Annotated in this window: 16 protein-coding genes; 12 read left to right on the forward strand and 4 right to left on the reverse strand. The window is 57.9% G+C overall.

Translation table 11 applies throughout. From position 1 onward, the window contains the following. Window positions 1–117 precede the first annotated feature (117 nt). A complete protein-coding gene (araC, locus tag K2184_RS17960; RefSeq protein ID WP_004098545.1) occupies window positions 118–963 on the reverse strand; it encodes an arabinose operon transcriptional regulator AraC in 846 nt (281 codons plus the stop codon). A gap of 337 nt (window positions 964–1,300) precedes the next feature. Here araC and araB point away from each other — a divergent pair, with 337 nt between their 5' ends. The 6 genes from araB (at window position 1,301) to rluA (ending at window position 11,719) form a co-directional block, all read left to right on the forward strand. Then, window positions 1,301–3,010: a ribulokinase gene (gene araB, locus K2184_RS17965; protein WP_049593854.1), complete on the forward strand. Its 1,710-nt coding sequence runs from the start codon at window positions 1,301–1,303 to the stop codon at window positions 3,008–3,010. Window positions 3,011–3,020: 10 nt separating this feature from the next. After that, a complete protein-coding gene (gene araA, locus K2184_RS17970) occupies window positions 3,021–4,523 on the forward strand; it encodes an L-arabinose isomerase (protein WP_163524566.1) in 1,503 nt (500 codons plus the stop codon). A 184-nt stretch (window positions 4,524–4,707) separates the two neighbouring features. After that, window positions 4,708–5,403, forward strand: a complete 696-nt coding sequence (gene araD, locus K2184_RS17975) for an L-ribulose-5-phosphate 4-epimerase (protein WP_017145008.1) — start codon at window positions 4,708–4,710, stop codon at window positions 5,401–5,403. A 192-nt stretch (window positions 5,404–5,595) separates the two neighbouring features. After that, the gene (polB, locus tag K2184_RS17980) at window positions 5,596–7,953 is read left to right on the forward strand and encodes a DNA polymerase II (protein ID WP_142448031.1); all 2,358 of its coding nucleotides are present in this window, start codon (window positions 5,596–5,598) and stop codon (window positions 7,951–7,953) included. Window positions 7,954–8,140: 187 nt separating this feature from the next. After that, the gene (rapA, locus tag K2184_RS17985) at window positions 8,141–11,047 is read left to right on the forward strand and encodes an RNA polymerase-associated protein RapA (protein WP_004108196.1); all 2,907 of its coding nucleotides are present in this window, start codon (window positions 8,141–8,143) and stop codon (window positions 11,045–11,047) included. Window positions 11,048–11,059: 12 nt separating this feature from the next. Next, complete coding sequence (gene rluA, locus K2184_RS17990; RefSeq protein WP_004108199.1) at window positions 11,060–11,719, forward strand: bifunctional tRNA pseudouridine(32) synthase/23S rRNA pseudouridine(746) synthase RluA; 660 nt, start codon at window positions 11,060–11,062, stop codon at window positions 11,717–11,719. A gap of 81 nt (window positions 11,720–11,800) precedes the next feature. Here the strand turns inward: rluA and citX are convergent, their stop codons facing one another. Both citX and K2184_RS18000 read right to left on the reverse strand, forming a co-directional pair. Beyond that, window positions 11,801–12,340, reverse strand: a complete 540-nt coding sequence (gene citX, locus K2184_RS17995; RefSeq protein WP_017145010.1) for a citrate lyase holo-[acyl-carrier protein] synthase — start codon at window positions 12,338–12,340, stop codon at window positions 11,801–11,803. A 168-nt stretch (window positions 12,341–12,508) separates the two neighbouring features. Continuing rightward, window positions 12,509–13,864: a 2-hydroxycarboxylate transporter family protein gene (locus tag K2184_RS18000; RefSeq protein ID WP_004108203.1), complete on the reverse strand. Its 1,356-nt coding sequence runs from the start codon at window positions 13,862–13,864 to the stop codon at window positions 12,509–12,511. A 324-nt stretch (window positions 13,865–14,188) separates the two neighbouring features. Between K2184_RS18000 and K2184_RS18005 the strand changes: the two genes are divergently transcribed. Next, a complete protein-coding gene (locus K2184_RS18005) occupies window positions 14,189–15,814 on the forward strand; it encodes an ATP-binding protein (RefSeq protein ID WP_004108206.1) in 1,626 nt (541 codons plus the stop codon). Then, complete coding sequence (locus tag K2184_RS18010) at window positions 15,804–16,502, forward strand: response regulator (RefSeq protein WP_049593850.1); 699 nt, start codon at window positions 15,804–15,806, stop codon at window positions 16,500–16,502. Before K2184_RS18005 ends, K2184_RS18010 begins: the two co-directional genes overlap by 11 nt. A 30-nt stretch (window positions 16,503–16,532) precedes the next feature. Here K2184_RS18010 and djlA read toward each other — a convergent pair whose 3' ends face one another. Beyond that, on the reverse strand, window positions 16,533–17,360 hold the full coding sequence (djlA, locus tag K2184_RS18015; protein WP_004108210.1) for a co-chaperone DjlA: 828 nt from the start codon (window positions 17,358–17,360) through the stop codon (window positions 16,533–16,535). A 244-nt stretch (window positions 17,361–17,604) separates the two neighbouring features. On the opposite strand from djlA, the gene lptD reads away from it, so the two are divergent. The 4 genes from lptD to rsmA all read left to right on the forward strand — a co-directional run bounded on the left by lptD (window position 17,605) and on the right by rsmA (window position 23,207). Continuing rightward, window positions 17,605–19,947: an LPS assembly protein LptD gene (gene lptD, locus K2184_RS18020; RefSeq protein ID WP_024273722.1), complete on the forward strand. Its 2,343-nt coding sequence runs from the start codon at window positions 17,605–17,607 to the stop codon at window positions 19,945–19,947. A gap of 53 nt (window positions 19,948–20,000) precedes the next feature. After that, on the forward strand, window positions 20,001–21,287 hold the full coding sequence (gene surA, locus K2184_RS18025; RefSeq protein WP_004108221.1) for a peptidylprolyl isomerase SurA: 1,287 nt from the start codon (window positions 20,001–20,003) through the stop codon (window positions 21,285–21,287). A 112-nt stretch (window positions 21,288–21,399) separates the two neighbouring features. Beyond that, entirely contained in the window at window positions 21,400–22,389 is a 990-nt protein-coding gene (pdxA, locus tag K2184_RS18030) for a 4-hydroxythreonine-4-phosphate dehydrogenase PdxA (protein WP_163524568.1), read from the forward strand. Then, window positions 22,386–23,207 (forward strand): 16S rRNA (adenine(1518)-N(6)/adenine(1519)-N(6))-dimethyltransferase RsmA, encoded by an 822-nt coding sequence (gene rsmA, locus K2184_RS18035; RefSeq protein ID WP_004108225.1) that lies wholly within the window; start codon window positions 22,386–22,388, stop codon window positions 23,205–23,207. The genes pdxA and rsmA overlap by 4 nt, the downstream gene beginning before the upstream one ends. The last annotated feature ends 1 nt before the right edge of the window (window position 23,208 follow it).

Here is a 23,208-nt window from a genome sequence, read left to right on the forward strand (position 1 = left end):
ATTAAAAACGAAGCACGGATTCTCCGGAGCCGTTCATACTTCGTCAAGCCATCATTTGTTTGTATAGTTTACTGGCTGTGTTAAAAATCCGGGCCATCATTTCACTTTCTTTACTTTTTATTCACACCCAGCGCGAAACTCGCTCGGGCTGGCGCCGGTGCATTTCTTAAACACGCGCGAAAAGTAGAGCTGGTCCTCAAAACCGACGTTACGGCCAACGGTAGCGATCGGCATCCGCGTCGTGCTCAGCAGCAGCTTGGCCTGGCTAATGCGCTGATCCTCCCGCCACCCCAGTACGCTGATCCCTAACTGCTGGCGGAACAGATGCGACAGGCGCGACGGCGACAGGCACACGTGCTGGGCGACGCTGGCAATGTCGAAATGGCTGTCCGCCAGATGATCGCTGATGTACTGGCAGGCATCGCGCACCCGGTTATCCAGCGGCGGATGCAGCGATTCATTGATGGCCTCCATACGGCGCAGCAGCAGTTGCTCCATAAGATTGATCGCCAGCAGCTCGGAATAACGCCCCGCGCCCTGCCCGGCCTCCACAATCTGCCCGAACAGCTCGCCAAAGCGCGCCTGCCACTGCTCATCCGGGCGGAAAAAGCCGGTCTGGGCAAAAATCGTTGGCCAGTTAAGCCATTCATGCCAGTAGGCGCGCGGCCGGAAATAGACCCACTGGTGATACCACTCGCGGGCATCGGGATGGCGGCCGTAGTGGTGTATCTCTCCCGGCGGAAACAGCAGCATATCGCCGGGGCGGCAGATAAACTGCTCCCCGTGGTTATTGATCACCCCTTCGCCGCGGATCGTCAGATTAAGGATATAGCCCTTCATGCCCAGCGGACGGTCAATAAAGAAATCCAGATAGCCGTCGGCCTCAATCGGCGTCAGGCCCGTCACCAGATGGGCATTAAAAGAGTAACCCGGCAACAAAGGATCGTTTTGCGTTTCGGCCATAAACTCTGCTCTCCCGGAGACATTAAGGACACCAATTGTCCATACCTTGTATTTTATCCTCAGGCTGAAGACCCGTACTGCGACGCACGTTAGAAATCGGATTAAAACCCGCCTCATCTCGGCAAAAACTGAGCAAGGCGCACAATTCAGGCACTTTTGGCGCATAACTGAAGTGTCTATAAAGACGGCAGGAAAGTCCACATTGAATATTTGCACGGCGTCACACTTTGCAGCTTCACAGCAATATAGTCCATAAGATTAGCGAATACGGCCTGACGGTTTTCAGCCCAGATATCTACTGTTGCACCATGAATGATTTTTAGCATGGAGTAACAGTATGGCAATTGCGATTGGCCTCGATTTTGGCAGTGATTCAGTACGCGCCCTGGCGGTAGAGTGCGCGACCGGCGAAGAGCTCGCCGCAAGCGTCGAGTGGTATCCGCGCTGGCAGGAGGGGCTATTCTGCGATGGCCCGAACAACCAGTTCCGTCATCATCCACGCGACTATATCGAATCAATGGAAGCCGCGCTGAAAAACGTCCTCGCCGCCCTTAGCGCCGAACAGCGCGCTGCCGTCGTAGGTATCGGCGTTGATAGCACCGGCTCAACACCCGCGCCCATCGACGCTGACGGCAACGTGCTGGCGCTGCGCGAAGAGTTCGCCAACAACCCCAACGCCATGTTCGTGCTGTGGAAAGACCATACCTCGGTGGAGGAGGCGGAGGAAATTACCCGCCTGTGCCACCAGCCCGGCAAAGAAGATTACTCCCGCTATATCGGCGGTATCTACTCCAGCGAATGGTTCTGGGCCAAGATTCTCCACGTGACTCGCCAGGACCGCGCCGTCGCCGAGGCCGCCGCGTCGTGGATTGAGCTGTGCGACTGGGTGCCGGCCCTGCTTTCCGGGACGACGCGCCCGCAGGATATTCGCCGCGGCCGCTGCAGCGCCGGGCATAAATCCCTTTGGCATGAAAGCTGGGGCGGCCTGCCGCCAGCCGGGTTCTTCGATGAACTTGACCCGATAATTAACCGGAACCTGGCCTACCCGATGTTCAGCGAGACCTGGACTGCGGATCTGCCGGTCGGCACGCTGACCACCGAATGGGCCGCGCGTCTGGGCCTGCCGCAAACCGTCGCCATCTCCGGCGGCGCATTCGACTGCCATATGGGCGCCGTCGGCGCCGGAGCGCAGCCAAATGCGCTGGTTAAAGTTATCGGCACCTCCACCTGCGACATTCTGATCGCCGATAAACAGAGCGTTGGCGAGCGCACGGTAAAGGGCATTTGCGGCCAGGTTGATGGTAGCGTCGTGCCTGACTTTATCGGTATGGAAGCGGGGCAATCCGCCTTTGGCGACATCTACGCCTGGTTTGGCCGCATTCTCGGCTGGCCGCTGGAGCAGCTGGCGCAGGCCCACCCGGAACTTAAAGAACAGATCAAAGCCAGCCAGAAACAGCTGCTGCCCGCGCTGACCGACGCATGGGCGAAAAATCCGTCTCTCGACCACCTGCCGGTAGTGCTGGACTGGTTTAACGGGCGCCGTACGCCGAATGCCAACCAGCGTCTGAAAGGGGTCATTACCGATCTGAACCTCGCCACCGACGCCCCGGCGCTGTTCGGCGGGCTGATTGCCGCCACCGCCTTCGGCGCCCGCGCCATTATGGAGTGCTTCACCGAACAGGGGATCCCGGTCAATAACGTGATGGCGCTCGGCGGCATCGCGCGCAAAAACCCGGTGATCATGCAGGCCTGCTGCGATGTGCTGAATCGCCCGCTGCAAATCGTCGCGTCCGATCAGTGCTGCGCGCTGGGCGCGGCTATCTTCGCCGCCGTTGCTGCCGGCGTCTACCACGATATTCCTGCCGCGCAGGAGCAAATGGCCAGCCGGGTGGAAAGCACCCTGCAGCCTCGCCCGGCGCAGGCGCAACGTTTTGAACAACTCTATCAGCGCTACCAGCAGTGGTCGCTCAGCGCGGAACAACGTTACCTCCCTTCGACTGCAAAAGCGGAATCCGCGCCGCAATCTCAGGCAGCCTTCACCCATTAAGGACATGAAAATGACAATTTTTGATAATTATGAAGTGTGGTTCGTCATCGGTAGCCAGCATCTGTATGGCCCTGAAGCGCTACGCCAGGTGACAAAGCACGCAGAACATGTGGTGAACAGCCTGAATGCGGAAGCCAAACTGCCGTGCAAACTGGTGCTTAAGCCGCTGGGTACCACGCCGGATGAGATCACCCATATCTGTCGCGACGCAAACTACGATGATAAGTGCGCCGGAATGGTGGTGTGGCTGCATACCTTCTCACCGGCGAAAATGTGGATCAACGGCCTCACGATCCTGAATAAACCGCTGATGCAGTTCCATACCCAGTTCAACGCGGCGCTGCCGTGGGACAGCATCGATATGGACTTTATGAACCTGAACCAGACCGCCCACGGCGGCCGCGAATTTGGCTTCATCGGCGCGCGGATGCGTCAGCAACACAGCGTGGTAACCGGCCACTGGCAGGATAAAGAAGCCCATCAGCGCATCGGCGCATGGATGCGTCAGACGGTTTCGAAACAGGATACCCGCCACCTGAAAGTGTGCCGTTTCGGCGATAACATGCGTGAAGTGGCGGTCACCGACGGGGATAAAGTCGCCGCGCAGATTAAGTTTGGTTTCTCGGTTAACACCTGGGCGGTGGGCGACCTGGTACAGGTCGTCAATGCGGTCACCGATGGCGAAATCAGCGCCCTGGTCGATGAGTATGAAAGCAGCTATCGCCTGACGCCAGCGGTGCAAATCCACGGTGATAAGCGGCAGAACCTTCTTGATGCCGCACGCATTGAGCTGGGGATGAAGCGCTTCCTGGAACAGGGCGGCTTCCACGCCTTTACTACCACCTTTGAAGATTTGCACGGCCTGAAACAGCTTCCGGGTCTCGCCGTACAGCGTCTGATGCAGCAGGGCTACGGCTTTGCGGGCGAAGGCGACTGGAAAACCGCCGCCCTGCTTCGCATCATGAAGGTGATGGCAACCGGTCTGCAGGGCGGCACCTCCTTTATGGAGGATTACACCTACCACTTCGAGAAAGGCAACGATCTGGCGCTGGGCTCGCATATGCTGGAAGTCTGCCCGACCATCGCTACCGCGGAGAAACCGATTCTCGACGTGCAGCCGCTGGGCATCGGCGGGAAAGCCGATCCAGCACGCATCATCTTCAACACCCAGACCGGCCCGGCGATCGTCGCCAGCCTGATCGATCTCGGCGATCGCTATCGTCTGCTGGTGAACACCATTGAGACGGTGAAAACGCCGCACGAGCTGCCGAAGCTACCGGTGGCCAATGCGCTGTGGAAAGCCCATCCGGATCTGCGCACCGCGTCCGAGGCCTGGATCATTGCTGGCGGCGCGCACCATACCGTCTTCAGCCATGCGCTGACCCTTGATGATATGCGCCAGTTCGCAGAGCTACAGGATATCGAACTGACCGTGATTGACAACGAGACCCGCCTGCCCTCCTTCAAGGATGCGCTGCGCTGGAACGAAGTGTATTACGGTTCAAAACGCTAAGAGATCGTCCCCTCACCCTTACCCTCTCCCATAAGGAGAGGGTACCGCTCGGGCGCGAAACTGCTTTTCTCCCCTACCCTTGAACCGGGAAGAAAAGTTCGGGCACGGGACGGCTTCCTCCCTGGCCCTCCGGGAGAGGGTCGGGGTGAGGAGAAGCTGACTCGCCAGCTATTCGGAGCACATTATGTTAGAAGATCTTAAACGCCAGGTTCTCGAAGCCAACCTGGCCCTGCCAAAGCACAATCTGGTCACTCTCACCTGGGGCAACGTCAGCGCCGTCGACCGTGAACGGGGCGTGCTGGTGATTAAACCCTCAGGCGTCGACTACAGCGTCATGACCGCCGAGGATATGGTGGTGGTCAGCCTGGAGACCGGCGAAGTGGTTGAAGGCCAGAAAAAACCCTCGTCTGATACCCCGACCCACCGTCTGCTGTATCAGGCATTCCCGACGCTGGGCGGTATTGTCCACACTCATTCGCGTCACGCCACCATCTGGGCGCAGGCCGGACAGTCGATTCCCGCTACCGGCACGACCCACGCCGACTATTTCTACGGCGCGGTTCCCTGCACCCGCCTGATGACCGACGACGAGATCAACGGCGAGTACGAGTGGCAAACCGGCGAAGTGATCGTCGAAACCTTTCGTGAAAAAGGCATCGATCCGGCGCAAATGCCCGGCGTGCTGGTGCACTCTCACGGGCCGTTTGCCTGGGGTAAAAACGCCGAAGACGCAGTGCATAACGCCATTGTGCTGGAAGAGATCGCCTATATGGGCATCTTCTGCCGCCAGCTGGCGCCGCAGCTGCCGGAGATGCAGCAGACGCTGCTGGATAAACACTATCTGCGCAAGCACGGCGCGAAAGCCTATTACGGGCAATAAACCCGCGCTCTCCCCGGCTCGCGCTGCGCTTAGCCGGGCTACAGGTGCGCAGCCGTCTGCAGGACTGGTAGCCCGGACTGGTGCGCAGCGCCGCCTCCGGGAGATAGCCCGCGCCACACCTGTATAAAATCCCAGCATTACTCGGTGAACCAGGCTATAATCAGGCCTGGTTTTTACTGATGAGAGCACGGCGTGACGCAGCCACGAGAAGGTTTTTTACTGACCCGTCACTGGCGGGATACCCCGCAGGGCACCGAACTGACTTTCTGGCTGGCGACCGATGACGGCCCGCTTGAGGTCACGCTGCCGCCCCAGGAGTCCGTGGCGTTTATCCCTGAATCCCAGCGCACGCAGGTTGAACGCCTGCTGCAGGGGGAAAACGGCCATCGCCTTGCCCCGCTCAGCCTGAAAGATTTTCATCGCCAGCCGGTTTTTGGCCTTTACTGCCGCGCTCACCGCCAGCTGATGCGGCTGGAAAAAAAGCTGCGCGAAAACGGCGTCACGGTTTATGAAGGCGACGTTCGCCCGCCGGAGCGCTATCTGATGGAGCGCTTTATCACCGCCCCGGTGTGGGTTGAAGGCGAGTCGCGCGGCCAGCAGCTGGTCAACGCCCGGATGAAGCCCAATCCCCACTACCGCCCGCCGCTAAAATGGGTTTCGCTGGATATTGAAACCAGCCGCCACGGCGAGCTCTACTGCATCGGTCTTGAAGGCTGCGGCCAGCGGGTTGTCTATATGCTCGGGCCGGAGCCCGCCTCGCCCCCTGCCGTCAACTTCCAGCTAGAGTACGTCGCCAGCCGCCCGCTGCTGCTGGAAAAGCTTAACGCCTGGTTTGCCGCTCACGACCCGGACGTGCTGATCGGCTGGAACGTGGTGCAGTTCGATTTACGCGTCCTGCAAAAGCACGCCGAGCGCTATCGCATCCCGCTGCTGCTCGGGCGCGGCAACAGCGAACTGGAGTGGCGCGAACACGGTTTTAAGAATGGCGTCTTCTTTGCTCAGGCCAACGGCCGCCTGATTATCGACGGCATTGAGGCGCTGAAATCCGCGTTCTGGAACTTCTCCTCTTTTGCGCTGGAATCGGTCGCCCGCGAGCTGCTCGGCGAGGGCAAAGCCATTGATAATCCCTGGGATCGGATGGATGAAATCGACCGCCGTTTTCACCAGGATAAACCGGCGCTGGCCACCTACAACCTGCAAGACTGCGAGCTGGTCACCCGCATCTTCCATAAAACCGAGATCATGCCGTTTTTGCTGGAGCGCGCGACGGTCAACGGCCTGCCTGCGGATCGCCACGGTGGTTCGGTCGCCGCCTTCAGCCACCTCTATTTTCCACGCATGCACCGGCTCGGCTACGTCGCGCCGAACTTCGGAGAAGTGCCGCCGCAGGCCAGCCCTGGCGGCTACGTAATGGATTCACGCCCCGGTCTGTACGATTCTGTGCTGGTGCTGGACTACAAAAGCCTGTACCCGTCGATTATCCGCACCTTCCTGATCGACCCGGTGGGGCTGGTTGAAGGTCTGGCGCAGCCCGATGACGCTCACAGCACCGAAGGCTTTCTCGGCGCGCGCTTCTCGCGAGATAAGCACTGCCTGCCGGGGATTGTCGGGCAGATCTGGCACGGGCGCGACGAAGCCAAGCTGCATAAAAACAAACCGCTGTCGCAGGCGCTGAAGATCATTATGAACGCCTTCTACGGCGTGCTCGGCACCAGTGCCTGCCGCTTTTTCGATCCGCGCCTGGCCTCTTCCATTACCATGCGCGGTCACGCGATTATGCGCCAGACCAAAGCGCTGATTGAATCCCAGGGCTATGACGTTATCTACGGCGATACCGACTCCACCTTCGTGTGGCTCAAGCGGGCCCACAGCGAAGAGGAAGCTGGCGCTATCGGTCGGTCGCTGGTGGCCTTCGTCAACGAATGGTGGGCGACGGAGCTGGGCAAAGAGGGGCTCGCCAGCACCCTGGAGCTGGAGTTTGAAACCCACTTCTGCCGCTTTCTCATGCCTACCATTCGCGGCGCGGATACCGGCAGTAAAAAGCGCTACGCCGGGATGATTCAGGAAGGCAGCGAGCAGCGCATGGTGTTTAAAGGCCTGGAGACGGTACGCACCGACTGGACGCCGCTGGCCCAGCAGTTTCAGCAGGAGCTTTATCTGCGCATTTTCCGCCATCAGCCCTATCGCGATTATGTGCGCGAAACCATTGATAAGCTGATGAACGGCGAGCTTGACGATCGACTGGTCTATCGCAAACGCCTGCGCCGTCCGCTGGCGGAGTATCAGCGCAACGTGCCGCCGCACGTGCGCGCGGCGCGGCTGGCTGATGAGCACAACGTTCGGCTGGGTAGACCGCAGCAGTATCAGCAGCGCGGCAGCATTAAATACGTCTGGACTACCGGCGGGCCGGAACCAGTGGATTATCAGCAGTCGCCGCTGGATTATGAGCACTATCTCTCTAAGCAATTAGAGCCTGTCGCCGAAGGAATACTTCCCTTTGTCGACGACGATTTTGCTACAATAGTGACGGGGCAACTGGGGCTATTTTGATTTTTTCTCACTCGTTCCGTCAGCACAAAAGCCGCAAAATGAAGGGTGAGGAGGACGTGACGAACGTTCCGCCATCCAGTAATATAGCGCCCTTTCCATTCCTGGACCCAATTTTGACGCATCTCCGATTCTCCATGGAGATGATCAACTATTGCCTGCAATTAAAGAACTAAAGAGCCGAACATATATGCCTTTTACACTTGGTCAACGCTGGATTAGCGACACAGAGAGCGAACTGGGATTAGGGACGGTCGTTGCGCTGGACGCGCGCATGGTGACCCTGCTTTTCCCCGCCATCGGCGAAAACCGTCTGTACGCACGCAACGACTCCCCGATCACCCGCGTGATGTTTAACCCGGGCGACACCATCACCAGCCATGAAGGCTGGCAACTCCAGGTTGACGAAGTTAATGAAGAGAACGGCCTGCTGGCCTACACCGGCACCCGACTCGACACCCAGGAAGCCAACGTTACCCTGCGTGAAGTGCTGCTCGACAGCAAGCTGGTTTTCAGCAAACCGCAGGACCGTCTGTTCGCCGGACAGATTGACCGTATGGATCGTTTTGCCCTGCGCTATCGCGCGCGCAAATTCCAGAGCGAACAGTACCGCATGCCGTGGAGCGGCCTGCGCGGTCAGCGCACCAGCCTGATCCCGCATCAGCTGAATATCGCTCATGACGTTGGCCGCCGCCATGCGCCGCGCGTCCTGCTGGCGGACGAAGTGGGTCTGGGTAAAACCATCGAAGCCGGGATGATCCTGCATCAGCAGCTGCTCTCCGGCGCCGCCGAACGCGTACTGATTGTCGTTCCGGAAACCCTGCAGCACCAGTGGCTGGTGGAAATGCTGCGCCGCTTTAACCTGCGCTTCTCGCTGTTTGACGATGAGCGCTATGCCGAAGCGCAGCACGATGCAATTAACCCGTTTGAAACCGAACAGCTGGTGATCTGTTCGCTGGATTTCGTACGCCGCAGCAAGCAGCGTCTGGAACACCTGTGCGAAGCGGAGTGGGATCTGATGGTCGTTGATGAAGCGCACCACCTGGTCTGGAGCGAAGACGCCCCGAGCCGGGAATATCAGGCGATTGAACAGCTGGCCGAATGCGTGCCGGGCATTCTGCTGCTCACCGCGACGCCGGAGCAGCTGGGAATGGAGAGCCATTTCGCCCGTCTGCGCCTGCTCGACCCCAACCGTTTCCACGACTTCGCCCAGTTTGTTGAAGAGCAGCAGAACTACCGTCCGGTTGCCGACGCCGTCGCCCTGCTGCTGGCCGGCAATAAGCTGAACGACGCCGAGCTGAACGCGCTGAGCGATCTGATCGGCGAACAGGATATCGAGCCGTTATTGCAGGCCGCCAACAGCGATCGCGATGATGCCCAGGCCGCTCGTCAGGAGCTGGTGTCAATGCTGATGGACCGCCACGGTACCAGCCGCGTGCTGTTCCGCAATACCCGTAACGGCGTCAAAGGCTTTCCGAAACGCGAGCTGCATACGATTCGTCTGCCGCTGCCGACCCAGTACCAGACGGCCATCAAGGTTTCCGGCATTATGGGTGCCCGCAAAACGGCCGAAGAGCGCGCCCGCGACATGCTCTATCCGGAGCAGATTTATCAGGAATTTGAAGGCGATACCGGTACCTGGTGGAACTTTGACCCGCGCGTTGAATGGCTGATGGGCCATCTCACCAGCCACCGCTCGCAGAAAGTGCTGGTGATCTGCGCTAAAGCGGCCACCGCGCTGCAGCTGGAGCAGGTTCTGCGCGAGCGCGAAGGCATCCGTGCCGCGGTGTTCCACGAAGGGATGTCCATTATCGAACGCGACCGCGCCGCCGCCTGGTTCGCCGAGGAAGATACCGGCGCTCAGGTGCTGCTGTGTTCTGAAATCGGCTCGGAAGGCCGCAACTTCCAGTTCGCCAGCAACCTGGTGATGTTCGACCTGCCGTTCAACCCGGATCTGCTGGAGCAGCGTATCGGTCGTCTTGACCGTATCGGCCAGGCCCACGATATTCAGATCCACGTTCCGTATCTGGAAAGAACCGCCCAGTCGGTGCTGGTGCGCTGGTATCACGAAGGTCTGGACGCGTTCGAGCACACCTGCCCGACCGGCCGTACCGTTTACGACAGCGTGCATAATGAACTGATTAACTATCTCGCCGCGCCGGAAAATACCGACGGCTTCGACGACCTGATCAAAGCCTGCCGCCAGCAGCATGAAGCGCTGAAAGCGCAGCTGGAACAGGGCCGAGATCGTCTGCTGGAGATCCACTCCAACGGCGGAGAAAAAGCCCAGCAGCTTGCGGAAAGCATTGAAGAACAGGATGACGACACCAGCCTGATCGCTTTCTCCATGAACCTGTTCGATATCGTCGGCATCAACCAGGACGACCGTGGTGAAAACCTGATTGTCCTGACCCCCTCCGACCATATGCTGGTACCGGACTTCCCTGGCCTGCCGGAAGATGGCTGCACCATTACCTTTGAGCGTGACGTCGCCCTGTCCCGCGAAGACGCGCAGTTCATCACCTGGGAGCATCCGCTGATTATCAACGGTCTGGATCTGATCCTCTCCGGCGATACCGGCAGCAGCACCATCTCGCTGCTGAAGAACAAAGCGCTGCCGGTAGGTACCCTGCTGCTGGAGCTGATTTACGTCGTTGAGGCCCAGGCGCCGAAGCATCTGCAGCTCAACCGCTTCCTGCCGCCGACGCCGGTGCGCATGCTGCTCGACAAAAACGGCAACAACCTTGCCGGTCAGGTGGAGTTCGAAAGCTTTAACCGTCAGCTGAGCGCGGTAAACCGCCACACTGGCAGCAAGCTGGTCAACGCCGTCCAGCAGGACGTCCACGCCATTTTGCAGCAGGGCGAAGGCCAGGTGGCCAAAGCGGCCCAGGCCCTGATCGACGCCGCGCGTCAAGAAGCCGACGATAAGCTGTCGGCCGAACTGTCGCGCCTTGAAGCGCTGCGCGCCGTTAACCCGAACATCCGCGATGATGAACTGGCGGCTATCGAGAGCAACCGTCAGCAAGTCATGGACGCGCTGGCGCAGGCAGGCTGGCGCCTGGATGCTCTGCGCTTAATCGTGGTCACCCACCAGTAACGGAACGCGAATATGGCGATGGAAAACTACAATCCGCCGCAGGATCCCTGGCTGGTTATCCTCTACCAGGATGAGCACATTATGGTGGTCAACAAGCCAAGCGGCCTGTTGTCCGTACCGGGCCGGCTGGCTGAGCACAAGGACAGCGTGATGACGCGCATTCAGCGCGATTTCCCGCAGGCCGAGTCGGTGCACCGGCTGGATATGGCGACCAGCGGCGTGATTGTGGTAGCCCTGACCAAAGCGGCAGAGCGCGAGCTTAAGCGGCAGTTCCGCGAACGCGAGCCGAAAAAGCAGTACGTCGCCCGCGTCTGGGGGCACCCGGAAAAAGCCGAGGGTCTGGTGGATTTACCGCTGATTTGCGACTGGCCGAACCGGCCAAAGCAGAAGGTGTGTTACGAAACCGGCAAAGCGGCGCAAACCGAGTATGAAGTGCTGGAGTTCGCGACGGACAACACCGCCCGCGTGCGCCTGAAGCCGATTACCGGGCGTTCGCATCAGCTGCGCGTGCATATGCTGGCGCTGGGCCATCCGATTCTTGGCGACCGCTTTTATGCGTCGCCGGAAGCGCTGGCCATGGCGCCGCGTCTGCTGCTGCACGCTGAAACCCTGACCATCACACATCCGTCATTCGGTAATACGATGACGTTCCGCGCGCCGATCGACTTCTGATCGTTCAAATCTGTCCCGGGTCTTGCCGCCAGCGGCATACCCGGGCAATTCTTCGCTCATCATCGCAGCGGAACACCGGCGTTAGTCGCGGGCAAACCACGCATCAATCATCTGCTCAACGCGGGCGACAACCTCCCCGGTGTCATGACGGCGGCTGCGCGCGCAGGCGTGCGCAGGTTCATCGCACAGCAGGCAGCGGCGCTGGTTTTCCCCCATTGACTGACGGCCAACCAGGCCATCTTTCGGGCAAATAACGTCGATATCCCACAGGCGGCCCAGCGGATGGGTATGCTCAAGATCGGTACAGAAGGCTTTGATTTCACTGGCGGCGTGATCGACGCACCACAGCGCTTCCGGACCGGTCGGCAGCCACAGCACCTGGCGATCCAGCGTCTGCCAGCGGTGTTTCCACAGCATCTGATCGCAGGCCTGCAGCGCTACGCCCATCATATTACGGTAGCGAATGCTGTCTTTCACCGCGCCCGGGGTCACCAGGGTCAGCGAAATCACCGGCCGCTGATAATGGGCTAACCAGTCGGCCTGACGCGCGGCGCGCTGCTCTTTCGCCGCCAGCAGCGCTTCCATGCTTACGCCCTCACGGGCGAGAGTATCCACTGACATTTGTTTCTCTCCTCACTCAATTACAGGCAGCGGACAGGCTGCCGTCGCAGTCGCGAATAATGGCGCTGATTGTATCGCTAAACGATCCCTGTTTTGGAGACGGGGCGCAGATATTTTCTGCGCCATTTAGCACGAAAAAGCAGACTTAGCGGTTATAAAAAAGTTAAATCAGGCCAGAAAGTGACTGAGGAACAGCAGACCCAGCGAAACATTAATCGCGCCGCCGATCCTGGTTGCGATCTGCGCGAACGGCATCAGGTTCATGCGGTTGCCGGAGGTCAGTATCGCCACGTCGCCGGTACCGCCCTGACCGCTCTGGCAGCAGGAGACAATCGCCACGTCAATCGGGTACATGCCAATCTTTTTGCCGACCAGGAAACCGGTCGCCACCAGCGCCGTTACGGTGCTGATAATCACCAGCAAATTGGTTACGGTAAACGCGTTGACCAGCTCCTGCCACGGGGTGATCGCCACGCCGACGGCAAACAGAATCGGATAGGTGACCGCCGTGCGGAAGAACTTATACACCATCTGCGATCCCTCCTGCAGGCGCGGAGAGACGCCGTTCACCAGCTTCAGCAGCACCGCGAGGAACAGCATGCCCACCGGCGCGGGCAGGCCGATGGTCTTCTGCCCCAGCATGCCCAGCATATAGAGCAGCACCGCCAGCAGCGCGCCGGAGGCCAGCGTCGTTACGTCCATTTTGCCCTCGACGGGCGTTTCGCGATGCGTCTCATTGCGGCGGTTCGGCATCAGCTGTCCCTCACCGGTCAAATGCGGAAAACGCTTGCCCAGCTGATTTAAACAGCCGGAGATAACAATCGCCGTCAGGCTGCCCAGCATCACCATCGGCAGCACGCGCCCAAGCGCCACGCCCTGATCCATATGCATCAGCGCGGCGTAGCCAATCGACAGCGGGATCGCTCCCTCGCCGACGCCGCCGGCCATGATCGGCAGGACGATAAAGAAGAATACCTGGAACGGCTCCAGCCCCAGCGCGGTACCGACGCCGACGCCAACGACCATGCCGACGATTTCTCCGCACAGCATCGGGAAGAAAATTCGCAGAAAGCCCTGAATCAGCGTGGTGCGGTTCATGCTCATAATGCTGCCGACGATAATGCAACAGATATAAAGATAAAGAATGTTGGTCGACTTATAGAATTTGGTGGTCGATTCCACCACCACCTCCGGCAGCAGGCCGTAATGAACCAGCGCAGAAGGAATAAAAGTCGCGCAGATGGCCGCTGCGCCAAGCTTACCCAGAACCGGCAGGCGTTTGCCGAATTCACCGCAGGCAAAGCCGAAAAAGGCCAGCGTCGCCACCATCACGACGATATCGCTCGGCAGCTTGCCGCCTAAACAGTCCAGGGCAATCAGGCCGCCGGCCAGCAGAAAGAGCGGCAGCGGGATAATACCGACTTTCCAGTTATCGAGGATATGCCACCAGCGCTGCTTAAGCGGCGCTTTCGGGGTATTGATAGGGTCGATGGTTGCAGAGAATGCATTGTCTGTGGTGCTCATAATTAAGCCCTCTGGTTATTATTATTTTTCAGGTTAGAGGGCCATGCGCAGAGTTAATGTGAGGATCGGCAGATTAAAAAAGAAGTTTTAATGGTCACTATGGTTTTTATGGTTTCTATTATTATTGTGAAACCGCTCTGATTTATTGCCGTGGTTTTTAAGGTTTTTAAATCCAGCGCCTGATTAACCTTGATAAATTCCGCGCCAGCAGATAATTGTGGTTTCCGGACGCCTGCGAAGGGGGTCACCGTTTTCCCTCAGCCACGATGTCGGTATGGCCAAAGATGATACAGTGCCGCATCCCTGATACGGTGCAATAGAATTATGAAGGTTTCATTTCAATTTAAGCTGTTCATTTCACTGGTCGCTTTTTTCTCAGTGCTTTTCGCGCTGCTGGGCGTGTATTACTATTTTGACGCCAGCCGTCAGCTTTATCAGGAAATGAGCGCCCGCGCGAAAATACAGGCGCAAGAAATTGCCCTGATGCCGGATTTACGCCAACAGGTCGCGCGTGAAGACGCGCTGGCGATAAAACCTTTTATGCAAAATATCGCCGCCCACAGCGACGCCAGCTTTATTGTCATTGGCGACAGGCGAGGCGTGCATCTGTTTCATTCGGTCCACCCGGAATGGGTCGGCACGCGGCTGGTTGGCGGCGATAACCAGCCGGTGCTGGAGGGGAAAAGCGCCACCACCATCCGCAAAGGGGGACTGGGGATTTCCCTGCGCAGCAAAGCGCCGATTTTCGACGATGCGGGCCGGGTCATCGGTATTGTTTCCGTCGGCTACCTTACCAGCTATCTCGACAGCATCACGCTGGAAAAAGTCATCAATATCTTTGTCGCTGCAGTGCTGCTGTTGATTGCGCTGTTTATCTTCTCCTGGTACTTCACCCGCAGCATTAAGAAGCAAATTTTCTCGCTGGAGCCGCGGGAAATCGGCCTGCTGGTGCGCCAGCAAAAGGCGATGATGGAGTCGATATACGAAGGGGTGATCGTAATTGACCATCACCGGCGTATCGAAGTGATAAATCATGCCGCCCGCAGCCTGCTCGGACTGAGCCAGCCGGCGCATCAGCTGCGCGGTAAGTCTATCGATAGCGTCATTACGCCGCAGCCGTTTTTCGCCAGCGGGGAGATGCTCGAAAACGATACCCACGACGAGCTGTGCCGCTTTAATCAGCTGACCGTTCTCGCCAGCCGGGTGCGTATCCTGCTGGAGAGTGAACTGCAGGGCTGGGTGATCACTTTCCGCGACCGCGACGAAATCAACTCGCTGAGCGCCCAGCTCAGCCAGGTGAAGCGCTACGTTGATAATCTGCGCATCATGCGCCATGAACAGCTGAACCGTATGACCACCCTTTCCGGCCTGCTGCATATGGGCCACTATGATGAGGCGATTCGCTACATTCAGGCGCAGTCGGAGCATGCCCAGGAGCTGCTGGACTTTATCTCATCGCACTTTAATTCGCCGACGCTGTGCGGTCTGCTGCTGGGCAAAGCCGCCCGCGCGCGGGAAAAAGGGGTTGAACTGAGCTTTGACCCGGCCTGCCGCATTGACCGTCCGCTGCCGTCATTGATGGAGTCCGAGCTTATCTCTATCATCGGTAATCTGCTGGATAACGCTATTGAGGCTACCCAGCGCGCCGAACTGCCGCACGAACCGGTCGAGATTCTGATTCAGCTCAACGCCCGGGAATTAATGATTGAAGTCGCCGACCGCGGCGTCGGTATTCGTCCGGAGATCCGCGAGCATATTTTTGAGCGCGGCGTCACCACCAAAACCCGCGGCGATCACGGTATTGGCCTGTATCTTATTGAGCGCTACGTTACCCAGGCCGGCGGCACAATTGAAGTGGCCGACAACGCCCCGCGCGGCGCGATTTTTACGCTGTTTATCCCCGCCAGCGGGCCAGCCCATCCGCAAGAAGAGACGCACTATGCATCATGACCTGGTCGATGTTCTGATCATCGAAGATGAAAGCGAACTGGCGCGGCTGCACGCCGAGCTTATTCAAAAACACCCGCGCATGCGGCTGGCAGGCATGGCGGCCTCCCTCGCCCAGGCGCGGCAGAGACTCAACGCCAGACCGCCCCAGCTGGTGTTGCTGGATAATTATCTGCCGGACGGCAAAGGGGTCACGCTGATGAACGACCCGATCATGGCCCAGGCTAACTGTTCGGTGATCTTTATCACCGCCGCCAGCGATATGGAAACCTGTAGTCTGGCAATCCGCAACGGCGCCTTCGACTACATTCTTAAGCCGGTGTCATGGAAGCGCCTGAGCCAGTCCCTTGAACGGTTTGTGCAGTTTTACGATCAGCAGCGCGAGTGGAAGATTGTCGACCAGCAGAACGTGGATTCGCTGTATCAGCTACAGGCCAAAAACTATCGTGCCGATAGCGGTAGTAAAGGGATTGAAGAAAAAACGCTGGCGCTGGTGCAAAATCTGTTTACCGGCGATCAAGAACGCTGCTTTTCGGTCGATGACGTGGTGAGCGAGGCTGGATTGAGCAAAACCACGGCTCGTCGCTATCTGGAGCACTGCGTGGAAATCGGCTTTCTGGAGGTGGAAATGCTGTACGGCAAGATTGGCCATCCGCGGCGTATGTACCGCCGCGCCGCCAGCCCATCGTGACGCCTCCCCCGCCCGGGAGAGGCCGGTCGTTCAGAAGCCGCGCTGTTCTTTGATCAGCTCCCAGGCTTTCTGGATCTCCTGCGCTTTCTGCTTAGCCATCTCCATCATTTCCGGCGGTAGCCCTTTCGCCACCAGCTTATCCGGATGGTGCTCGCTCATCAGCTTACGATAGGCGCGCTTGACGGTGGCGGCATCATCAGTCGGTTTTACCCCCAGCACATTGCAGGCATCTTCCAGAGTGGGTCCGCGCTGCGCCTGCTGCCAGCCGGCGTTGCCGCCGCGCTGGCCGTAAGATTGCTGCTGCGACCCGCCGCCGAACTGCGCCCCGCCCTGCATCATGCGCAGGAACTGCTCAAACTGAGCGCGGGAGATGCCCAGCTCATCGGCAATCACAAACAGCACTTCACGCTCGTTGGGATGCAGATCGCCATCGGCAAAAGCCGCCTGCAGCTGAATTTCCAGAAACATCCGAATTAAATCAAAGCGGCCAAAACAGACGCTGCGCAGCTGGCGCATTTTCTCACGCAGCGGATAATCATCTGATTTCCCTACCCGAAACGCGTGCTGTGCCGCCGTCCGCGCTTCGCCATGAAGATTCATGCGATCCATCAGCAAATTGGCGACGTGGATATCGGCTTCGGTGACGCGCCCTTTAGATTTAGTCAGGTGCCCCATCACTTCAAACGTCGTCGAGAAGAACAGCGACTGGCGCTCCTGCTGGTTGGCAAAGACGTTCAGCCGGCGGCTGCGCGCGCGGTCAAACATATGCCCGATTAAAAAGCCCAGTACCACGCCCCAAAAGCCGCCGCCCATCATCAACGCAACCGCAACGCCAATTATTTTACCCAAATACTGCATAGACTCCCCAATCTCTCTGCCGCCAGTTAAGCTATATCTGACCGCACGTTACAAAGCGTTTACGCCTCGGTCAATTGTGGGACATAGCCTATAATTTGCTTTATCATACTCGTCATTCTACACGGTGCCTAACGCTCGGGCTCGAAACGGGCAGGATTAACACTAGCGCGATTTAGACGAGTAAGTTAGGCTCTGACCGTTTGCAAGCCGCTGCCACACGATGACGGAACAACAAATACAACGTATGAAAAAACGTATTCCCAGCCTCCTGGCCACCATGATCGCCAGCGCCTTGTATAGCCAACAGGGCCTCGCTGCCGATCTCGCCACGCAGTGTATGCTTGGCGTCCCAAGCTACAATCGTCCTTTGGTCGAAGGGAAACCCAACGACCTGCCGGTGACGATCGATGCCGATCATGCGAAAGGCAACTACCCTGATAACGCCGTATTTACCGGCAACGTCGATATTAATCAGGGAAACAGCCGGCTGCAGGCCGATGAGGTCCAGCTCCACCAGCAGCAGGCGGAAGGCCAGCCGCAGCCGGTGCGGACGGTTGATGCCCTCGGCAACGTGCACTATGACGATAATCAGGTGATCCTCAAAGGGCCGAAGGCCTGGTCGAATCTCAACACCAAAGATACCAACGTCTGGCAGGGCGATTACCAAATGGTAGGCCGTCAGGGGCGCGGTACCGCTGACCTGATGAAGCAGCGCGGTGAAAACCGCTACACCATTCTGGAAAACGGCAGCTTTACCTCCTGTCTGCCGGGCTCTGACACCTGGAGCGTGGTCGGCAGCGAAGTTATCCACGACCGCGAAGAGCAGGTGGCTGAGATCTGGAACGCGCGCTTTAAGCTCGGTTCAGTGCCGATTTTTTATAGTCCTTACCTGCAGCTGCCGGTGGGCGATAAGCGCCGTTCAGGTTTCCTGATCCCCAACGCTAAATACAGCACCAAAAACGGCGCGGAGTTCTATCTCCCTTACTACTGGAATATCGCGCCTAACTTTGACGCCACCCTGACCCCGCACTATATGAGCAAGCGCGGCGGCGTGATGTGGGAAAACGAATTCCGCTATCTGACCAAAGCAGGGACCGGTTTATTTGAGTTCGACTACCTGCCGTCGGATAAAATTTATCATGACGATCATTCGAACGACAGCAACAGCCGCCGCTGGCTGTTCTACTGGAACCATTCAGGCGTCGTAGACCAGGTGTGGCGTTTCAACGCCGACTACACCAAAGTCAGCGACCCGGACTACTTTAACGATTTCAGCTCCAAATACGGTTCCAGTACCGATGGCTATGCCACGCAGAAACTCAGCGCCGGCTACGCGAATCAGAATTTCGATGCCACCGTATCGACCAAGCAGTTCCAGGTCTTTGACCGCGACTCAAGCAATGCCTATTCCGCCGAGCCGCAGCTGGACGTGAACTACTACCAGAACGACGTCGGCCCGTTTGATACGCATCTTTATGGCCAGGCGGTGCATTTTGTTAACTCGAACAGCAAAATGCCGGAAGCAACGCGTCTTCACCTTGAGCCAACCATCAACCTGCCGCTGTCTAACGGCTGGGGAAGCATCAATACTGAGGCAAAACTGCTGGCCACCCATTACCAGCAAAGCAACCTTGATAGCTACAACGCGGCCAACGGCACTGACTATAAAGACTCCGTTAACCGCGTCATGCCGCAGTTTAAAGTCGACGGCAAAATGGTTTTCGAGCGCGATATGCAAGAGAACTATACCCAGACGCTTGAACCGCGCATGCAGTATCTGTATATCCCGTATCGTGACCAGAGCAAGATCGGCAGCTACGACTCAACGCTGTTGCAATCAGACTACAGCGGCCTGTTCCGCGACCGCACCTACAGCGGTCTGGACCGTATTGCGTCCGCCAACCAGGTCTCCACCGGCATCACATCTCGCGTTTATGATGCCGCCGCAGTTGAACGTTTTAATATTTCCGTTGGTCAAATCTACTATTTCACCGAAGCACGTACCGGTGACGACAACATCAACTGGGAGAACAACGACACGCGAGGTTCACTGGTATGGGCCGGGGATACCTACTGGCGCATTACCGACGACTGGGGTTTACGCGGGGGAATTCAGTACGATACGCGTCTGGATAACGTCGCGACCAGCAGCGGAACCGTGGAATACCGTCGCGACGAAAACCGTTTAGTACAACTTAACTATCGTTATGCAAGTCCGGAATACATTCAGGCGACTCTGCCTTCGTATTCCACCGCTAAGCAGTATAAAGATGGTATTTCGCAGGTGGGAATGACCGCCAGCTGGCCAATCGTCGATCGTTGGGCAGTCGTCGGCGCGTATTACTACGATACGAATACCAGAAAGTCAGCGAACCAGATGTTAGGGGTGCAGTATAGCTCCTGCTGCTACGCTATCCGCGTTGGCTATGAACGTAAGATCAACGGCTGGGATAACAGCAGCAGCGAAAGCAAATACGACAATACCTTCGGCTTTAACATTGAGCTGCGCGGCCTGAGCTCCAATTACGGTCTCGGCACCCAGCAGATGCTGCGTTCGAACATTTTACCGTACCAGAGCTCCCTGTGATGTGGCTGGTTTAAACGTAATCCGCAATTGCGGTTAATTGAAATGGAAAAAGTATGAAGAACTGGAAAACGCTGCTTCTCGGTATCGCCATGATCGCGAATACCAGTTTCGCTGCCCCACAGGTTGTCGATAAGGTAGCGGCTGTCGTCAATAATGGCGTTGTTCTGGAAAGCGACGTCGATGGCTTGATGCAATCGGTAAAACTTAACGCCGGCCAGGCCGGGCAGCAGCTGCCGGATGACGCCACCCTGCGTCATCAGATCCTTGAGCGTCTGATCATGGACCAGATTGTCCTGCAGATGGGTCAGAAAATGGGCGTGAAGATCTCTGACGATCAGCTGGACCAGGCTATCGCCAACATCGCCAAACAGAACAACATGACCATGGATCAGATGCGCAGCCGTCTGGCCTATGACGGTATTAACTACAACACCTATCGTAATCAGATCCGCAAAGAGATGCTGATTTCGGAAGTGCGTAACAACGAAGTACGTCGCCGTATTACCGTTCTGCCGCAGGAAGTTGAAACCCTGGCGAAGCAGATTGGCGATCAGAACGACGCCAGCACCGAACTCAACCTCAGCCACATTCTGATCCCGCTGCCGGAAAACCCCACTTCCGAGCAGGTGGCAGAAGCTCAGGACCAGGCCAACTCGGTGGTTCAGCAGGCGCGCAGCGGCGCGGATTTCGGCAAACTGGCGATCACCTACTCAGCCGACCAGCAGGCGCTGAAAGGCGGCCAGATGGGCTGGGGTCGTATTCAGGAACTGCCGGGCATCTTCGCCCAGGCGCTGAGCACGGCTAAGAAAGGCGATATCGTTGGTCCGGTACGTTCCGGCGTTGGCTTCCATATCCTGAAAATCAACGATATGCGCGGCGGCAGCCAGAATATCTCCGTGACTGAAGTTCACGCCCGCCACATCCTGCTGAAACCGTCGCCGATCATGAATGACAATCAGGCCCGGGCAAAGCTGGAGCAAATTGCGGCTGACATTAAGAGCGGCAAAACCACATTTGCTAAAGCGGCAAAAGAGTTCTCTGAAGATCCGGGTTCGGCAAACCAGGGCGGTGATTTAGGCTGGGCAACGCCGGATATCTTCGATCCGGCCTTCCGCGACGCTATTCTGCGCCTCAATAAAGGCCAGACCAGCGCACCGGTTCACTCATCCTTCGGCTGGCACCTGATTGAGCTGCTGGATACCCGCAACGTCGACAGAACCGACGCCGCGCAGAAAGATCGCGCTTACCGCATGCTGATGAACCGTAAATTCTCTGAAGAAGCGGCGACCTGGATGCAGGAACAGCGCGCCAGCGCCTACGTTAAGGTACTGAGCAACTAATCGCATTAGCCTCATACACAACATCACTCAGGGTGTATCGAGGCGGCTCGGCGAATCGCCCTGGCCTCTGACTGGGGCGACGAAGCGCAGCCAGTAAGAGAACGCCTGAAGGATGAAGTGTATGAATCGAGTTGTTATCACTCCCGGCGAACCTGCCGGGATTGGCCCCGACCTCGTTGTGCAGCTTGCACAGCGCAACTGGCCGGTCGAGCTGGTGATTTGCGCCGATGGCGCTCTGTTATCCGACAGGGCAAGCCTGCTCGGTCTTCCTTTATCGCTTCTGCCTTATGACCCTACCGTTCCCGCTACGCCGCAGCGCGCAGGCACCCTGACGCTTCTTCCCGTCGCTCTCAATGCGCCGGTTGAGCCAGGCGTGCTCAACGTCAGCAACGGCAGCTATGTGGTGGAAACGCTGGCCCGCGCCTGTGATGGCTGTCTGAACGGCGAATTCGCCGCGCTGATTACCGGGCCGGTGCACAAGGGCATTATCAACGATGCGGGGATCGCCTTCACCGGTCATACCGAGTTCTTTGAAGAGCGCTCGCAGGCCAGTAAAGTGGTGATGATGCTGGCGACCGAAGCGCTGCGCGTGGCGCTGGTGACCACTCACCTGCCGCTTAAAGCAATAAGCGATGCGATTACCCCCGAGCTGCTGCGGGAAATCATCACCATTCTGCATCACGATCTGCGCACCAAATTTGGCATCAATAACCCGCACGTGCTGGTTTGCGGCCTGAACCCGCACGCGGGCGAAGGCGGCCATATGGGCACGGAAGAGATTGATACCATTATTCCGGTGCTGGAAGAGATGCGCGCGAAGGGGATGAATCTCAGCGGCCCGCTGCCGGCAGATACCCTGTTTCAGCCGAAATATCTCGACCATGCCGATGCGGTACTCGCGATGTATCACGATCAGGGCCTGCCCGTGCTAAAATACCAGGGCTTTGGCCGCGGCGTGAATATTACGCTCGGTTTACCATTTATTCGCACTTCCGTTGACCACGGCACCGCGCTTGAACTTGCGGGCCAGGGGAAAGCGGAAGTCGGCAGTTTTATCACGGCGCTTAATCTCGCCATTAAAATGATTGTTAATACTCAATGAATAATCGAGTCCATCAGGGCCACTTAGCCCGTAAACGCTTCGGGCAAAACTTTCTCAACGATCGGTTTGTGATCGACAGCATTGTCTCGGCCATCAATCCACAGAAAGGCCAGGCGATTGTTGAAATCGGCCCCGGCCTCGCCGCGCTGACCGAACCGGTCGGTGAACGCCTCGACCAGCTCACCGTTATCGAGCTGGACCGCGACCTGGCCGCTCGTCTGCAAACGCATCCGTTCCTCGGACCAAAGCTGACGATTTATCAGCAGGATGCGATGACCATGAACTTCGGCGAGCTGTCGCAGAACATGGGCCAACCGCTGCGCGTATTCGGCAACCTGCCGTACAACATCTCGACCCCGCTGATGTTCCATCTGTTCAGCTATACTGATGCCATTGCCGATATGCACTTTATGCTGCAAAAAGAGGTGGTCAATCGTCTGGTTGCCGGGCCGAACAGTAAGGCGTATGGTCGACTAAGCGTCATGGCGCAGTACTACTGCCAGATTATCCCGGTGCTTGAAGTTCCGCCGAGCGCCTTTACGCCGCCGCCTAAAGTTGATTCCGCCGTGGTGCGCCTGGTGCCTTACCGCACGCTGCCGCATCCCGTTAAAGATGTACGCGTGCTGAGCCGCATCACGACAGAAGCATTTAACCAGCGTCGGAAAACGATCCGCAACAGTCTGGGCAATCTGTTCAGCGTTGAAGTTCTGACCGAGCTGGGCATCGACCCGGCGAAGCGCGCAGAGAATATTTCCGTGGCGCAGTACTGTCAGCTAGCTAACTGGTTATCTGAGAACGCGCCCACCAAGGAGAGCTAAC

Origin of the sequence: Klebsiella sp. K5-306, assembly GCF_051835185.1 — a bacterium.
GTDB lineage: Bacteria > Pseudomonadota > Gammaproteobacteria > Enterobacterales > Enterobacteriaceae > Klebsiella > Klebsiella oxytoca.

Coding starts and splice junctions, on each gene's coding strand:
- araB (WP_049593854.1), top strand. CDS start 1,301: ATGGCAATTGCGATTGGCCTCGATTTTGGCAGTGATTCAGTACGCGCC.
- lptD (WP_024273722.1), top strand. CDS start 17,605: ATGAAAAAACGTATTCCCAGCCTCCTGGCCACCATGATCGCCAGCGCC.
- djlA (WP_004108210.1), bottom strand. CDS start 17,360: ATGCAGTATTTGGGTAAAATAATTGGCGTTGCGGTTGCGTTGATGATG.
- araD (WP_017145008.1), top strand. CDS start 4,708: ATGTTAGAAGATCTTAAACGCCAGGTTCTCGAAGCCAACCTGGCCCTG.
- K2184_RS18010 (WP_049593850.1), top strand. CDS start 15,804: ATGCATCATGACCTGGTCGATGTTCTGATCATCGAAGATGAAAGCGAA.
- rluA (WP_004108199.1), top strand. CDS start 11,060: ATGGCGATGGAAAACTACAATCCGCCGCAGGATCCCTGGCTGGTTATC.
- surA (WP_004108221.1), top strand. CDS start 20,001: ATGAAGAACTGGAAAACGCTGCTTCTCGGTATCGCCATGATCGCGAAT.
- araC (WP_004098545.1), bottom strand. CDS start 963: ATGGCCGAAACGCAAAACGATCCTTTGTTGCCGGGTTACTCTTTTAAT.
- K2184_RS18000 (WP_004108203.1), bottom strand. CDS start 13,864: ATGAGCACCACAGACAATGCATTCTCTGCAACCATCGACCCTATCAAT.
- araA (WP_163524566.1), top strand. CDS start 3,021: ATGACAATTTTTGATAATTATGAAGTGTGGTTCGTCATCGGTAGCCAG.
- rsmA (WP_004108225.1), top strand. CDS start 22,386: ATGAATAATCGAGTCCATCAGGGCCACTTAGCCCGTAAACGCTTCGGG.
- pdxA (WP_163524568.1), top strand. CDS start 21,400: ATGAAGTGTATGAATCGAGTTGTTATCACTCCCGGCGAACCTGCCGGG.
- K2184_RS18005 (WP_004108206.1), top strand. CDS start 14,189: ATGAAGGTTTCATTTCAATTTAAGCTGTTCATTTCACTGGTCGCTTTT.
- citX (WP_017145010.1), bottom strand. CDS start 12,340: ATGTCAGTGGATACTCTCGCCCGTGAGGGCGTAAGCATGGAAGCGCTG.
- rapA (WP_004108196.1), top strand. CDS start 8,141: ATGCCTTTTACACTTGGTCAACGCTGGATTAGCGACACAGAGAGCGAA.